Raw genomic sequence first — 14,302 nt, 5'->3', positions numbered from 1 at the left:
ATCGAACCGAAAGGTTATCGACATGGTGGCAAGCGACACGCTGGACGCGACGTTCGCGGCACTGGCCGACCCCACCCGGCGGGCCATCCTGGCCCGGCTCGCGACCGGTGATGCCACGGTCACCGAGCTGGCCGCGCCGTTCGCGATGAGCCAGCCGGCCGTCTCCAAACACCTGCGGGTGCTTGAACGAGCCGGCCTGGTCAGTCGCGGCCGCGACGCGCAACGCCGGCCGTGCCGGCTGGTGGCCGAACCGCTCAGGACGGCCACGGACTGGCTGGCCGACTACCGCGACTACTGGGAGTCGAGCTACCAGCGACTGGATGCCCTGCTGGGCGATCTGCAGGACGGCGAAACGTGACATCTCCGCACCCCGGCCTCGGGCTGCGGGTCGTCGCGTCCGGGACCACCGACCTCGTCCTCACCCGCACCTTCGACGCTCCCGCGCCGCTGGTCTTCGCCGCGCTCACCCAACCGGAACTGCTCCGCCGCTGGCACGGCGCCCGCGGCTGGCGGCTCACCGTCTGTGAGGTCGACCCGCGCCCTGGCGGTGCCTGGCGGTTCGTCTCCACCGGCCCGGCCGGCGCCGAGATGGAACTCCATGGGGTGTTCCGCGAGGTCGTGCCGCCGGTGCGCCTTATACAGACCGAGATCCACCGTGACTGGGCCGACGGTGAGGCACTGGTCATCACCGTTCTGGACGAGACAGACGGACGCACCGCCATGACCGTCACCGCGCGGTATTCCTCGTCCGAGATCCGCGACGCGGTCGTGCGCAGCCCGATGGAACTCGGCGCCGGCGAAGGATACGACCGTCTTGCCGCCCTACTCGCCACCCTCATCCACGAAAGGCGCCATCCGTGACCGACACCTCCACCCCCGCCAACGAGATCTCCAAGGATTCCGGCGACCCGCCCGTGCCGCCCGGCACACTGTTGCTGGAGCTGGTGCCGGTGCCGGTCACCGATGTCGAGCGGGCCAAAGCCTTCTACCAGGACCAGCTCGGGTTCCGCCTCGACGTCGACGTCAACCCGAAGCCCGGTATCCGCATTGTCCAGCTCACTCCACCCGGTTCGGCATGCTCGATCACCCTCGCCGAAGGTCTCCCCACCCTCGACATGCCTCCGGGAACACTGCGCGGTCTGCACCTGGTGGTCGCCGACATCGAGGCGTCCCGCGCTGAACTCGTCGAACGCGGCGTCGAGATCAGCGAGGTCGAGGACCTCGGCGGAGTGTTCTACGCGTACTTCGCCGACCCCGACGGCAATACCTGGTGCCTCCAGCACATGCCCTGGCGTTAACCCCGCGGACGCGGCATAGCCGTCGTCAGATACGGCTGCCGCTGCGCCGCTCCGTAGGCGGGCGGGCGCAGCGGCAGTCTCAAGTTCCCTTCGGCGTGTCGGCTTGCTTAGTGCAGAGAGGTCGGGGTTAGCCGAAAGGTGAAGTAGTCGACATTCCAGCCGTCTCTCATGAGGCCGTGGTGGGCGTCGGTGAGTCACGATCGGAGTCGCGCCCAAGGACGGTGAACGGCAGAAACAGGCCGGCGCAGGTCAGCAGCATCAGTCCCAAGGCGAAGGGATAGCCGTAGGCCCAGCGCAGCTCGGGCATGCCCGGCGGCTCGAAGTTCATCCCGTAGACGGTGCCGATCAGCTTCGGGACCGCGCGCCATCAGGTCGGCGTTGGCCTCCAGGCGTTCGCGTACCGGGCGCAGCGGTGGCGCATTGCCATGCCGGACGGTGAGCACGAAGTCCGGGCCACCACGGCGTCCTCGATGGCCAGCTCGTGCAGCCCGAACTCCTCGCCGAGGGCGGCCAGGTATGCCTCGCCCGCCAATCGGACATCATCACGAAACCTCCGGACAGCTCGCCAAGGGATGCCCACGCCGGCCACCACGCAGCCTCCGCGCAGGGCGGTACAAGGCTCGGTGCGGCGGCGGAGGGGGTAACCGGCGGGGAGGGAAGGTGCGCCAGCTCAGCTGGTGCGACTAGGAGGTTGACTGCTCATGCAGCCTCACCTCCTTGCCCTGTGGCCAGTGACGGCCGTATCCGGTAGAACCCGCCGAAGATACCGCACATCACCGCTGCGCGGCAGGCGTATTGGATCATCAGGTGGTTACCTGACGAAGATCTTCCGCGTTCCCGGTCCGGCGCCGACCTCATCGACGGTTCCCTGGGCGTTGGTGTGGTGTTCGCTGCGGTGTTGCCGTTGTCTGGCCTGCTCTGGTGGCCGCGCGGTGGCGACCGGCGCACGTGGGCAGTGTCAACGATGAGCAGGGCGGCGGGCTCGCCCATGAACTGATTGTGGAAGGTGCCGCATGACAGGCGTGAACGACGACAACGGCCCGGCCTTCATGGAGCCGCAGGCCGCAGCCGAGCACAGCGAACTCCTTGATGCCACCCCCGGGCTGTGGGTCGATGATCGCGATGACGACGACCCGACGCTGCTGCGCGCCGACGGCGAACCGGTGGACACCTGGCGCCAGCACTACCCCTACGACGAGCGCCTGCCGCGCTTCGCGTACGAGAGAGACAAGCGCCTGCTGCAGATCGAGCTGCTGAAACTGCAGTACTGGATCAAGGCCACCGGGCGACGGCTCGTGGTGCTGTTCGAGGGACGTGACGCGGCGGGCAAGGGCGGCACGATCAAACGCTTCATGGAGCACCTCAATCCTCGCGGCGCCACGGTGGTCGCTCTGGAGAAGCCCAGCGAGCGCGAGCAGAAGCAGTGGTACTTCCAGCGCTACGTCGCCCACCTGCCCGCCGACGGGGAGATCGTGCTGTTCGACCGCTCCTGGTACAACCGGGCGGGGGTGGAGCGGGTCATGGGCTTCTGCGACGAACACCAGTACCTGGAGTTCATCGACCAGGTGCCCCGGGTGGAGAACCTGCTCGTGCAATCCGGCCTGCATCTGGTGAAGCTCTGGTTCTCCGTTTCGCGGGCCGAGCAGCGCACCCGCTTCATCATCCGCCAGGTCGATCCGGTGCGGCAGTGGAAGCTGTCGCCGATGGACCTGGCCTCCCTGCGCAAGTGGGACGACTACACCGAGGCCAAGGAGGACATGTTCCTGCACACCGACACCGACACCGCGCCGTGGACGGTCATCAAGAGCAACGACAAGAAACGCGCCCGGCTGGAAGCCATGCGCCACGTGCTCAGCCTCTTCGACTACGCCAACAAGGACGACGAGGTGGTCGGGGTCCCGGACCCGCTCATCGTGATCTCGGCCGCCGACATCGTCGACGAAGACCACACCGCGGCCGGCGGAAGCTGATGCACGCAGGCCCTCCAGCAAGACGGTTACCGGTCACTCGATCTTCCTTCTCCCGAAGCCACAGAGCCTCCCATCCACTTCGTCTTCCTGTCCCCGGCCCGTGGAACATGATGGGTTCATGCGGCACTTATCCCTGCCCGAGGAGTTCCTCCTGCTCGCGCACCGAGAGTCCGGCAAGGTCCGCGATCGGGATCAGACCGCGTACGGCTGCGCCGCCGCCGAACTCGGCGAGCTCGCGCTCCGGCGCAGGCTACTGGTGCGCGCCGGCAAGTCCCGGGCGTTCGGCTTCGAGGTCTACCGCGGCAACGGCAGGATCCAGCTCCTGGACACATCCCCCACCGGCCTGGACTGGGCCGACGGCGTCCTGACCGCGCTGGAGGCCGGGCAAGGACTGAACCGGTGGCTGCGGAGGCGCCGCCGTACGGCACTCTCCCTGCACCGCGACGCGCTGGCCGAACGGAGGCTTCTGGCGCGGCAACCCGGCGGCTTCCTCTCGCGAGAACGGCACTACCCCGACCTGCCCGCCCGCGGCCTGCTGCTGTCCCAGCTCCGCGACGTCTACGAGGAGCGCAGGCCGCTGGACGAGCACATGCTGTTCCTGTCGGATCTCGTCGACGGCGCCGAGCTGCGCGGCGATCTGCACCTGCGGCTGACCTGGCGGCAGCGCAGGGAACGCGCTCGCGGGGTGGGAGCCGTCGAGGCCCTGCCCGAGGAACTGCGCGACACCAGCACCGTGCTCGGCGCCGCCATCCCGTCCGCGAACGACGGCTGAGGCGCTGAACGTACCGACCGTGCCGACCACCGCGGCCTGGTCGCATCCCGGCGTCAGCACCGGCGGGTGAACCTCTTCCGGTCCGTACGGCCGGCGGATCTGCTCCGCCTGGGCGGGCCGTACGAGCCGGATGAGGTGCGCCCGCTCGTCCACGCTCAGCCTCGTCCCGGCGCAGCCCGTAGGACGGCATGTCGTTGTTCTCGGGATCCAACGCGGCACGGAACGCCCCCACCTGATCACCCATACCGCGATAGTCGCGACGTCAGGTCATTTCTGGTTCTCCACCCCTTGCCTCGAAGACTCGACCTGGCGGTGCAGTTCGCTGCGAGCGCGCTTGCCCGCCAGAAGCGGGACGAAATCACGGATGGGCGCCTTGTCGAAGTGGTGCCAGGCGCGGTCGACGGCGTCGAGGACTTCGTCCTCTTTGTACTCGCCCACGAAGTCCGCGGTGAGCTGATCTCCCAGATGGGCTCGAGCCTGTTCCTCGTGCGCGGATGGCATCTCCCGACCCTTTCTCTGCGACTATCTTCGATAGTCGCCTCTCGGGACAACGATGGCCAGAGTCACCGACAGCTACGCGATCGAGCCGCCCGTTCCGCTGCGGCCGAGCTGCCTGCGTGATGTGGGCTCGAGCTTGCGGAACACCCGGCTGAAGTGGAACTCGACGGTCGAGGTGGTGACGAACAGCCGGGTGGCGATCTCCGCGTCCGGCTGCCCGGCGGCGGCCGACCTCGCCACCTGGTGCTCCTGCAGAGGCATGGCGGAGGCGACTGCCGGGCGCGCGGGGCAGTTCTCCAGCTCGGGAGCGGGCCGGCAGGCGAGGCTACTTCCATGCCTGTGGGCGCAGGGGCTCATCCAGCTCGATCCGTCCGGCGAGGTTGTCGACCAGCCCGACCAGCGTGGCGAACACGCACTCGGTGACCAACTGCAGCAGGTCAGCCGGTCCGAGCCCGGCGGCCGTGGCCCGCTGCACCACTGCGTCCTGTACGGCGCCGCGGTCGATCACCAGGGCCCTGGCGAAGGCGTAGACGGCGGCGTGGACCTCCTCGCGGGGTTCGGCACCGCGCCGCATCGCCTCGATGTCGTCCTGACCGACGCCCAAGCGGCCCAGCACGGTCGAGTGGAAGGCGACACCGTAGGCGTTGCCCACGGCGACGCCTACCGCGACCCCGGCGACCTCCCGATGCACCGCGTCGAAGGATCTGTCGCCGACTGCGCGGCGCAGCCCGTCGAAGCCCGCCAGGAGGGTGGGACTGGCCGCGATCGTGGCGGCGAGGTTGGGGACGAAACCGAGGTCGGCCTCGATGCCGTCGAGGATCGGCCGGGACTCGGCCGGAGCGGCCTCGGGAGTGAGAATCGGAAGGTTCATGAGGGGACCTTCCCTCGGGCGGGTGTCCGGTCGCCATTCCCTCGCGGGGAAGGGCCGCGCGCGCCCGCCGGCCGTAGGGTCGGCCCATGGAGTCGTCCTTCGGCACCCTGGTGCGCTATTGGCGTCGGGTACGTGCGATGAGCCAGCTCGCTCTCGCCTCGGCCGCGATGACGACGCCGCGGCACATGAGCTTCCTGGAGACCGGCCGCTCGAACCCGAGCCGGGAGATGGTGCTCAGGCTGGCGGCCGCGCTGGACGTCCCGCTGCGCGACCGCAATGGGATGCTCCTGGCGGCCGGGTTCGCTCCGCTCTTCGCGCACAGCGGGCTCGACGACCCGGCGCTGCGGCGGGTCGCGGCGGCCATCGGCCAGATGCTCGACCGGCACGACCCGCTGCCCGCCGTCGTGCTGGATCGCGGCTGGAACCTGGTGCGCGCCAACCGGGGTGCGGTGCGCCTGTTCGGGACGTTGTTCGCGCCCGCACCGATCCCTGACAGCGCCAACGTACTGCGGCTGATCATCGAGCCCGGTCCGGTCCGCGACGCGATCGCCAACTGGGACGAGGTGGTACCCGCCCTGCTCGAACGCGCGCGACGCGAAGCGGTGGGCGGGGTGCTCGACCTGAACACCGCCGAGCTGGTACGGGAGCTGCGTGCGCGTGCGGAGGTCGAGGCGCTCATCACGGCGCCGCGGGCCGCACCGCCGCCGATCCCGATCGTCGATGTGCACTTCCGGCTCGGTGATGGCGTCGTGCGGTTCTTCTCGGTCGTCTCCACCATCGGCACACCGATCGACGTCACGGCGCAGGAGCTCCGCATCGAGGCGTTCTTCCCGTCGGACGACCAGAGCGCTGAACGCTGGCGCACCACCGACCCTGGGGCTCAAGCGCACGCTCAAACGGTGCCACGTGCTTCCACCGCACCCCGGCCGACGAATGACCCTACGCCCGCCGCACCGCCTTGCCAGCCTGGCTGCACCTGCACAACCATCACCGCGGACACACCGCCCTAGGAGGCCGGCCAGCGGCGCAGCGCGGTGGGTAGGATTGATCGCGAGTGCCTAGGGTTCCGTCGCCTTGCCGGCGAGTCTGGTCCGAGCGGTACCACTGACGGTCACCGATGGCGGTCGGTCAACTTAAGGGACAAAAGCCCGGAGGTCCGGTTTTCGCGAACGCGGAAACCAGTGAGGCCCTCATGTACTCGGCTGTTGTCTTTGCGCACCTGTCCGCCGCGGTGTCCGCCGATCTCGTCGGCAGGCTGCTGCTGGCCTGTTTGCTGGCCTTCGTCGTGGCCTGGTTGTCGTCGGTGGGCGGGGTGGGCGGTAGCGTCCTGATGTTGCTCGCGTTCACCATGCTGTTCGGCATGCGGATCGCCCTGCCGGTCCTGGCCTTGGCCCAGCTGGTCAGCAACGGCGGCCGTGTCTGGTTCAATCGGCGCGCTGTCCGGTGGCGGCTCCTCATCTGGTACGCAGCCGGAGCGGTGCCGTTCGCCGTCGCCGGCGGGCTCGTGATGCCCTTGCTGCCCGTCGAACCTCTCAAGCGCCTGCTCGGCATGTTCCTGATCGCTGTCATCGTGTGGCGGCGGGTGCAGACCTCGCCTGGCGTGCCCCGGGATGGAGCGTTCGTCGTCATCGGGGCCGGAACGGGGCTCGGCTCCTCCCTGTTCGGCGCGGCCGGCTCGCTCGCTGCGCCGTTCTTCCTTGCCAAGGGGCTGGCCGGCGCCGCATACATCGGCACGGAAGCCGCCGCTTCCTTGATCATCCATGTGAGCAAGGTCGCCGCCTACGGCGCCGGCGACCTGCTATCCCAGCATGTGATCGTGCTCGGCCTGGGACTGACGCCGGCCATCGTGGCCGGAGCCTGGCTGGGCAAGAAGACGCTGGCGCGGATGAGCGCCGGCATCTTCGGCATGGTTGTCGAGGCCGGAACTCTCGCCTCGGCGGTACTCCTGATCGCCGGGGTTTGAGATTCGGCCGTCGTGTACGCGGTCGAAGTCGACGGGTCAGGATGTTGCGGGGTTCAGGACCGCATCGACGGCCATGTAGAGCGTGTCGTTCTCGGACTGCAAGATCGAGCCTTCGGAGGGGAGGGCTCGCTCCAGCGCGAGGCCGTTCAGGACGGTAAGGAGGAACTTCGCGCGCCGGGAGGTGTCGCCGGGGGCGAGGGCGCCTTCCTGGGTGAGCACCGTCAGCCAGTACTCCACGCGACGCCGGCCCTCTCGTTCGAGGGCGAAGTACGCCTCCCGCACCTGCTCGGTCGGTTCCGGGGCGATGAACTGCTCGTGGATGGTGCGGTGCGCCTGCCGTGCGCCGGCGCCGACTCCGGCGGGGGCGAGGACCTGGCGCAGGCAGTCGACCAGGCGGTCCCGGGCCGGCACGCCCCGATCGTGGATCCGCTCGTCGGAGACGACGACGTCGTACAGACGGGTGAGTACCTCGTCCTGGAGGGCGCGCTGCGTCGGGAAGTGGAACTGCCGTCGACGTGCGGCACTGGGGCAACCAGTCGGGCGGCGAGCGGACAGGGCGACTGACAGGCCGGTGACACTCAGGGCCCGCTCCAGCAGGGCGTCGATGACCCTCACCAGAGAAACGGACCCGACAATCATGAACCGTCTTCGCAGACCGTTCCAGATCATCCGCGCCGACCTGCGCGCGTACCTGCTGATCAATGCTCTCGTCTACGGGGTGTTCCTCCTGGGCATGGCGCTGGCCGTGCTCTTCCCCGATCTCCACGCCGCGCGGACGTCCTCGTTCGTCGACGGCGACCAAGGGGCGCTCGTCAACACCGTGATCGGCAGCCCCTGGGCCTTCGGCGCGACCATCTTCCTGGTCAACGTGTTCGCGACAGCGCTGCCGCTCATCGTCCTGCCCTCGCTCGTGATCCCCTTCGCGGGCCTTGTCGTCTTCGTGATCAAGTCGATCGACCTGGGGATCATCCTGGCACCCGTCGACCGGACCTCGGCGCTGATCCTCATCCCGCACTCGCTGACCATCCTCATCGAGCGAGTACCACCACGCGGCTCAACCGCAGCTCACGTCCCGTTACTCAAGTGGGCCGGCCATCAGCCACACCGCCGTGTCGGGGGCGAGCAGTTCTCCGGCGAGTGGAGTGGACGCCAGGACGAGCTCGGCGTGCTCGGGCAGCGCCACGGCGGCCGGCGACAGGTTGACCATGCAGGCGAAGCCCGCTCCCCTGCTGAAGGCGAGCACCCCGTCCGGGGCCGGCAACCAGGTCATCGTGCCGTCGCCGAGCGCCGGGTGGCCGGCGCGGATGCGCAGCGCGGATCGATACAGGCTGAGCATCGAGGCGGGATCGGGCTCTTGGACGGCGACGCTCAACGAGGACCAGGCGTCCGGCTGCGGCAGCCACGGCGGGGCGGCGCCGTTCGGGCTGAAGCCGTACGGCTCGCGCTCCCCCGACCAGGGCAGCGGCACCCGGCAGCCGTCGCGGCCCGGGTCGTCGCCCCCTGTGCGGTGGTAGATCGGGTCGTCGCGGCGCTCGGCGGGGATGTCCTCCACCTCGGGCAGGCCGAGCTCCTCGCCCTGGTAGATGTAGACAGAGCCGGGCAGCGCCAGGGTGAGCAGCGCCGCCGCCCTGGCGCGGCGGGTGCCGAGCGGCACGTCCACGACGGGGTTGTACTGCCGGATCCCCGCCGCCGTGCTGGTGTCGGGGCGGCCGTAGCGGGTGACGTGCCGGGTCACGTCGTGGTTGGACAGCACCCAGCTGCCCGAGGGGTGCCAGGTCATGGTCTGGTCGATGCAGGCGCGTAGCGCGGCGGCGTCCCAGGCGCAGCCGAGAAAGTCGAAGTTGAACGCGGCGTGCATCTCGTCAGGGCGCAGATACCGGGCGAAGCGCTCCTGGTCTTCCAGCCAGACCTCGCCGATCAGCGCACGCGGGTCAGGATAGGAGTCGGCCACGGTCCTCCAGCTTCGGTAGATCTCGTGCACCTCCTCGCGGTCGATGAAGGGGTGGGATGCCGAAAGGCCGGGCTCGGGCAGCGCCGGGTCCTTCGCGCACAGGGCGGCGGAGTCGACGCGGATGCCGTCCACGCCCCGGTCGAACCAGAAGCGCAGCACGTCCTCGAACTCCGCGCGCACGTCCGGATGGTTCCAGTTGAGGTCAGGTTGCTCCGGTGCGAACAGGTGCAGGTACCACTGCCCGTCGGCGACCTGGGTCCACGCCGGGCCGCCGAAGATCGACTGCCAGTCGTTGGGCGGCAGGTCGCCCCGACCCGGCCGGAACCAGAAGCGTTCCCGGGCGGTCTGCGAGGTCAGCGCCTCCTGGAACCAGCGGTGCCGGTCGGAGCAGTGGTTGGGGACGATGTCGACGATGATCCGGATGCCGCGCTCATGCGCCTCCTGGATGAGCTTCTCGGCCTCGGCCAGCGTGCCGAACAGCGGGTCGATCTCCCGGTAGTCGGCCACGTCGTACCCGGCGTCGGCCATCGGGGAGAGATACCAAGGGTTGAACCAGATGGCGTCGATGCCCAGCTCGGCCAGGTAGTCCAGGCGGGATCGCGCACCGGCCAGGTCTCCGACGCCGTCGCCGTTTCCGTCGGCGAAGCTGCGCGGGTAGAGCTGATAGATGGCGGCGTCGCGCCACCAGGTCGGGGACGGCAAAATGCCTCCTTGCTTGTGCGTGGCGGCTACCATCCGGAGTTCCCGGGGCCGCGGTTGATCGTGTAGCCGGTGGTGTTGAGCAGGCCGCCCGAGGCCGCGTTCTCCACGGTCACGTGGGCGGCGGTCATGCTGCCCGCCGCGTGGATCTCGATGCCGTAGGTTCCGGCGCCGGAGATCGCCACATGGTCGAGCGTGAGGCCGGTGATCGTCTTCTGCCAGCTCAGCTGGATCGCCTGGTAGCTGCTGCCGGTGATGGTGAGGTCCTTGAGCAGCACCGGGGCGGTGATGTCGCGCGACTCCGCGTAGATCCACACGGCGCCTTGGCTGCTGTTCCAGTCGTTGTTCCAGCCGCCGGTCCTGGTGAGCGTGTTGCGCTGGATGGAGGTGGTGCCGCTGAACGGCTGCGCCTGGTGCCAGGTGCTGACCGCGATCCCGGCGGAGGTGTAGACGGTGTCGGAGAACAGGTTGTCCTCGATGCGGTTGCCGTTGCCGCCGTAGACGGCCGCGGTGTTGGCCAGCGCGGGCAGGGCGGCGGTGTTGAAGGTGAAGGCGCTGTTGGTCACGGAGGCGGTGTGCGACCACATGGCCAGGGCGTCGTCGCCGGTGTTGCGCAGCGTGCTCTGGTCCACGCGGGTGTTGCTGACCTGGTCGTTGAGGTTGACGCCGTCGGCGAAGGTGTCGCGGATGCGCGTGCCCGCGACGTAGAGGCCGTCGGCGCGGTTGACCCACAGGCCGACCTTGGCGTGCTCGACCCAGACGTTGTGGATCAGCGAGCCGGTGCCGAAGTCGCCGCGCATGGCCGCGTCCGTGGTGTCCGCGCCGTCGGGGTCGCGCTGCCGTACGTCGCCCGCGAGGGTGAAGTCGGCCAGTTGCACGTTGGAGCCGGTGGCGATGAAGCCGCCCTTGCCGTCGTTGCCGCGCAGCACGCTGTGCCACATGCCGGTGCCGCGAATCGTCACGTTCTCCACGTTGATCCGGGCGGAGATGTCGAAGGTCCCGGCCGGGATCCAGACGGGTCTGCCCTGGGACTTGGCCACTCCGATGGCCGCGTTGATCGCGGCGGTGTCGTCGCCGCCGCCGGGGGTGGCGCCGTGGCCGGTGATGTCCACCGCGTTCGCCGGCGCGGCCAGCGGGGCGGCGGCGACCTCGGTGTCGATCAGGTCCACGGTGATCGGGGTGGCGGTGTCGTTGCGCAGCCTGAGCACCGTGCCCGCCGGATAGCCGGGCAGAGTGGAACGGACCTCGTCGAAGAAGCGGTGCCCGCCGCCGTCGGCTGGGTCGTTGGTGAACGGGTAGTTCCCGTAGACCCAGCTGTAGACGGAGGTCAGGTCCAGGTCCTTCGCCTTCGTGCCGTTCGCGACCACGGCCAGCCGGGTCGAGGCGCCGTCGGGGATGGAGTATCTGACCACGATCGAGTTGGCGGGCTTGGTCAGCGTGAACTCCACGTGCCGGCCCTGCTCCAGCCGTACGGCCCGGCGCCCCGACGCCTCCGAGGGCAGCGTGCGATAGGTCCGGTCGGGCCCGATGACCGTCCCGTTGGTGCTGCCCGCCTCGGCCTCGTACTCGGTGTAGGGCACCGTCGCGCCCCGGACGGCCAGGGCGGCGCCGGTGGTGACGGTGACGTTGTCCAGCGCGAGGCCCCCGCTGTCGAGCTGATATCCGACGAGGTTGAGCCCGGCGCGCAGCGGCACCGGGTGCGTGGCGGTCAGCCAGCCGGAGCCCGCGGGCAGGTTGAGCGTCTGTGTCTGGACGCCGTTGACCTGGACGGTGACGGTCTTGGCCGAGCCGGTGCCGTTGGCGTAGCGCAGTGTGGCGTTCTGGCCGCCCGCGGCGGGCACGTTGACCGTGCGGATCACCCGGCCGGCGGACTGGGCGTCGAGGTAGCCGGTGCCGGTGAACCCGCCGAGGCTCGTGGCGGTCCTGAGCCCGCCGGAGAAGAAGGCGGTTTCCGTCTCGTAGGTGCCGGGACCGGTGGCCGGTGCGTCGCCGAGGGTGATGTTGTCGAGGTTGACGTTGCCGGAGTCGGTGGCGTCGAAGCGATAGGCGATCGTGTTCGCGCCCGAACCCAGCTCCACGCCCTGCGCGACGCTCCCCCACGTGTCCCAGTTCGCCAGCGGCGGCAACGAAATCTGGCGCAACTTGCCGCCGTTGACATACAACGACAACGTCATCGTCGCCCCGGTCCCATTCGCATAGCGCAGCGTCACGGTCTTCGACCCGGGCCCGTTGACGGTGAACGTGGTCGCCGCCGAACCCTTGTTGCCGTCGGTGTAACCGCCGACGAAACCGCTGCCCGTATAGCCGGAGTGGTCGGTGGCGACGGCGGCGCCGCCCGAGAGGGATGCCGATTCAGCCTCTAAGGAGACGGCCGTGACGCCCGCCGTACCGGAGAAGGCCAGGGCGACGGCCAGGATCAGATTCTTGAACATGCGTCAGCCTTTGAGTGCGCCGGCGGACAGCCCGCTGAGGATGCCCTTCTGGAAGATCATGAAAATGACGATCATGGGGATGCTCGCGATGGCCAGCGCGGCGAACATCTCGTTCTGCGGCACATAGCCGGTGAAGGCCAGGCGGCTCAGCGCGACGCTGACCGTCTGTGCTTCGGGGTCGCGCAGCACGAGCAGCGGCCACAGGAAGTCCTTCCAGCCGCCGACGATCGCGAAGATCGACACGACGGCCAGCACGGGCCGCGACAGCGGCAGCACCACGTGCCACAGCAGTCGCAGCCGTCCCGCGCCGTCGATGCTCGCCGCGTCCAGCAACTCCTGCGGGATGCGGTCGAAGAAGCGTTTGAGCACGTAGATGTTGAAGGCGTTGGCCGCGGCCGGCAGCCAGAGCGCCCACGGGGTGTCCACGAGGTTGATGCCGAGGAGCGGCACGTCCACCACGGCCAGGTACTTCGGGACGAGCAGCGCGTCGGCCGGCAGCATGAGGCTGGCCAGGATGAGCGCGAGGATCACCCTGCTGAAGATCGGCCGCAGCCGCGACAGCGCGTAGGCGGCGGCCACGTCGACGACCACCGTGAAGAGCCAGATGCCGGTGGTGTAGAAGGCGGTGTTGAGCATGAATCGGCCGATGTCCAGCCGGCTCCACGCGGTGGCGAACGTCTCGGGGTGCCAGCTCTGCGGCAGGAGCGTGGGCACCGGCTCGGCCAGTTCCTGCGGCGTCTTCATCGCCCCGGTGACCATCCAGTAGAGCGGGAAGATGAAGATCGCCGCGAAGAGCACGGCCATCGCGACCAGCACGATCCGGTAGAGCAGCCGGTTGCGGCCCCGGTCGAGGTCGGCGTCGGAGATCAGCGTGCGGGTGGTGGAGCCTGTCTCGGCGCGGCCACGCCGTACCTTTTCATGACCTTGTACGGCGGGGCCGGCCGCGGTCAGCGTCATCAGGCGCCCTTCTCGCGCGTCAGCCGCAGGTAGGCGGCGGAGAAGGCGCCCAGCACCACGAACAGCAGCACGCTCATCGCCGCGGCCAGGCCGAAGTCGTTGTTGACGGTGAAGGCGTAGCGGTAGACCAGCACCATCACCGTGATCGTGTCCGGGTTGGTGGTGCCGGTGAGCTGGTAGGGCTCGATGAAGACCTGCATGGTCGCCACGACCTGCAGGAGCAGCATGACCAGCAGGATGAATCTCATCTGGGGCAGCGTCACGTGCCGGATCCGCTGCCAGAGGCTCGCGCCGTCGAGCTCGGCCGCCTCGTACAGCTGGCTGGGGATGCTCGCCAGGCCGGCGAGATACATGATCGCGGTGCCGCCCATGTTGGCCCAGGTCGACACCAGGACGAGCGAGATCATCGCCGTCGACGGCGACTGGGTCCAGCCGGAGGTGGGCAGTCCCAGGGCGGAAAGCACCGAGTTGAACAGCCCGGTGCCGGGGTCGTAGAAGTACTGCCAGAGGATGACGCTGACGATGGGCGGCAGCATCACCGGCATGTAGACGGCGATGCGGAAGAAGCCCTTCAGGTGGCGCAGCTCGTTGAGCACGATGGCGGTCACGAAGGGCACCACGTAGCCGAACAGCAGCGCCAGCCCGGTGAACTTCAGCGTGTTGCCCCAGGCGGTGAAGAACAGCGGGTCGTCCAACAGGGCGCGGAAGTTGTCCAGGCCCACCCAGATCGGGTCGCTGACGAAGTTCACCTGCTGGAAGCTGAGGATGACGCCTTTGACCAGCGGATACCAGGAGAACAGGGCGAAGCAGGCGAGCCCGGCGGCCAGGAAGGCGTAGGCGTACAGGTTCTCGGAGACCTTCCGGCGCAGCCGGACGGGGATCGGGGCCATG

18 protein-coding genes are annotated in these 14,302 nt (G+C 69.0%); 7 read left to right on the top strand and 11 right to left on the bottom strand.

What is annotated here, in order from left to right:
• Window positions 1-25: 25 nt before the first annotated feature.
• From FVE25_RS03805 to FVE25_RS03795, 3 genes are read left to right on the top strand one after another with little or no spacing between them, the layout of a single operon-like run.
• The gene (locus FVE25_RS03805; protein WP_157245496.1) at window positions 26-358 is read left to right on the top strand and encodes an ArsR/SmtB family transcription factor; all 333 of its coding nucleotides are present in this window, start codon (window positions 26-28) and stop codon (window positions 356-358) included.
• A complete protein-coding gene (locus FVE25_RS03800) occupies window positions 355-861 on the top strand; it encodes an SRPBCC family protein (RefSeq protein ID WP_157244943.1) in 507 nt (168 codons plus the stop codon). Before FVE25_RS03805 ends, FVE25_RS03800 begins: the two co-directional genes overlap by 4 nt.
• Window positions 858-1,298 (top strand): VOC family protein, encoded by a 441-nt coding sequence (locus FVE25_RS03795; RefSeq protein WP_246266588.1) that lies wholly within the window; start codon window positions 858-860, stop codon window positions 1,296-1,298. The genes FVE25_RS03800 and FVE25_RS03795 overlap by 4 nt, the downstream gene beginning before the upstream one ends.
• Before the next feature lie 166 nt (window positions 1,299-1,464).
• Here FVE25_RS03795 and FVE25_RS03790 read toward each other — a convergent pair whose 3' ends face one another.
• Together FVE25_RS03790 and FVE25_RS03785 are read right to left on the bottom strand one after the other, a co-directional pair.
• Window positions 1,465-1,626, bottom strand: coding sequence for a hypothetical protein (locus tag FVE25_RS03790; protein WP_219825287.1), 162 nt, complete (start codon window positions 1,624-1,626; stop codon window positions 1,465-1,467).
• A 39-nt stretch (window positions 1,627-1,665) separates the two neighbouring features.
• Window positions 1,666-1,830, bottom strand: coding sequence for a hypothetical protein (locus FVE25_RS03785; protein ID WP_157244942.1), 165 nt, complete (start codon window positions 1,828-1,830; stop codon window positions 1,666-1,668).
• Window positions 1,831-2,311: 481 nt separating this feature from the next.
• On the opposite strand from FVE25_RS03785, the gene ppk2 reads away from it, so the two are divergent.
• Window positions 2,312-3,268: a polyphosphate kinase 2 gene (gene ppk2 / locus FVE25_RS03780; protein WP_181019432.1), complete on the top strand. Its 957-nt coding sequence runs from the start codon at window positions 2,312-2,314 to the stop codon at window positions 3,266-3,268.
• A gap of 118 nt (window positions 3,269-3,386) precedes the next feature.
• Entirely contained in the window at window positions 3,387-4,040 is a 654-nt protein-coding gene (locus tag FVE25_RS03775) for a GPP34 family phosphoprotein (protein ID WP_157244941.1), read from the top strand.
• Window positions 4,041-4,307: 267 nt separating this feature from the next.
• Here FVE25_RS03775 and FVE25_RS03770 read toward each other — a convergent pair whose 3' ends face one another.
• The 3 genes from FVE25_RS03770 to FVE25_RS03760 form a co-directional block, all read right to left on the bottom strand.
• The gene (locus tag FVE25_RS03770) at window positions 4,308-4,541 is read right to left on the bottom strand and encodes a three-helix bundle dimerization domain-containing protein (RefSeq protein WP_157244940.1); all 234 of its coding nucleotides are present in this window, start codon (window positions 4,539-4,541) and stop codon (window positions 4,308-4,310) included.
• A gap of 72 nt (window positions 4,542-4,613) precedes the next feature.
• Window positions 4,614-4,778 (bottom strand): helix-turn-helix domain-containing protein, encoded by a 165-nt coding sequence (locus FVE25_RS54270; protein WP_219825286.1) that lies wholly within the window; start codon window positions 4,776-4,778, stop codon window positions 4,614-4,616.
• An 85-nt stretch (window positions 4,779-4,863) separates the two neighbouring features.
• A complete protein-coding gene (locus FVE25_RS03760) occupies window positions 4,864-5,409 on the bottom strand; it encodes a carboxymuconolactone decarboxylase family protein (RefSeq protein ID WP_157244938.1) in 546 nt (181 codons plus the stop codon).
• An 86-nt stretch (window positions 5,410-5,495) separates the two neighbouring features.
• Here FVE25_RS03760 and FVE25_RS03755 point away from each other — a divergent pair, with 86 nt between their 5' ends.
• Complete coding sequence (locus tag FVE25_RS03755) at window positions 5,496-6,419, top strand: MmyB family transcriptional regulator (RefSeq protein ID WP_157244937.1); 924 nt, start codon at window positions 5,496-5,498, stop codon at window positions 6,417-6,419.
• Between the two features lie 182 nt (window positions 6,420-6,601).
• Window positions 6,602-7,372, top strand: coding sequence for a sulfite exporter TauE/SafE family protein (locus FVE25_RS03750; protein ID WP_157244936.1), 771 nt, complete (start codon window positions 6,602-6,604; stop codon window positions 7,370-7,372).
• Between the two features lie 36 nt (window positions 7,373-7,408).
• On the opposite strand, the gene FVE25_RS03745 is transcribed toward FVE25_RS03750, so the two are convergent.
• From FVE25_RS03745 to FVE25_RS03720, 6 genes are all read right to left on the bottom strand, one after another.
• Window positions 7,409-7,987: a TetR/AcrR family transcriptional regulator gene (locus FVE25_RS03745; protein WP_219825285.1), complete on the bottom strand. Its 579-nt coding sequence runs from the start codon at window positions 7,985-7,987 to the stop codon at window positions 7,409-7,411.
• A gap of 96 nt (window positions 7,988-8,083) precedes the next feature.
• Entirely contained in the window at window positions 8,084-8,404 is a 321-nt protein-coding gene (locus tag FVE25_RS03740; protein ID WP_157244935.1) for a hypothetical protein, read from the bottom strand.
• Window positions 8,405-8,447: 43 nt separating this feature from the next.
• On the bottom strand, window positions 8,448-10,058 hold the full coding sequence (locus FVE25_RS03735; protein ID WP_157244934.1) for a glycoside hydrolase family 13 protein: 1,611 nt from the start codon (window positions 10,056-10,058) through the stop codon (window positions 8,448-8,450).
• Window positions 10,052-12,454: a right-handed parallel beta-helix repeat-containing protein gene (locus FVE25_RS03730; protein WP_157244933.1), complete on the bottom strand. Its 2,403-nt coding sequence runs from the start codon at window positions 12,452-12,454 to the stop codon at window positions 10,052-10,054. The genes FVE25_RS03735 and FVE25_RS03730 overlap by 7 nt, the downstream gene beginning before the upstream one ends.
• 3 nt (window positions 12,455-12,457) lie before the next feature.
• On the bottom strand, window positions 12,458-13,411 hold the full coding sequence (locus tag FVE25_RS03725; RefSeq protein ID WP_157244932.1) for a carbohydrate ABC transporter permease: 954 nt from the start codon (window positions 13,409-13,411) through the stop codon (window positions 12,458-12,460).
• Complete coding sequence (locus FVE25_RS03720) at window positions 13,411-14,301, bottom strand: carbohydrate ABC transporter permease (RefSeq protein ID WP_157244931.1); 891 nt, start codon at window positions 14,299-14,301, stop codon at window positions 13,411-13,413. The genes FVE25_RS03725 and FVE25_RS03720 overlap by 1 nt, the downstream gene beginning before the upstream one ends.
• Window position 14,302: the final 1 nt, after the last annotated feature.

Source organism: Nonomuraea typhae, from assembly GCF_009760925.1.
Classification (GTDB): domain Bacteria; phylum Actinomycetota; class Actinomycetes; order Streptosporangiales; family Streptosporangiaceae; genus Nonomuraea; species Nonomuraea typhae.
The sequence above is the reverse complement of the archived record's forward strand: the minus strand, read 5'-3'. Positions and strand labels throughout refer to the sequence as shown.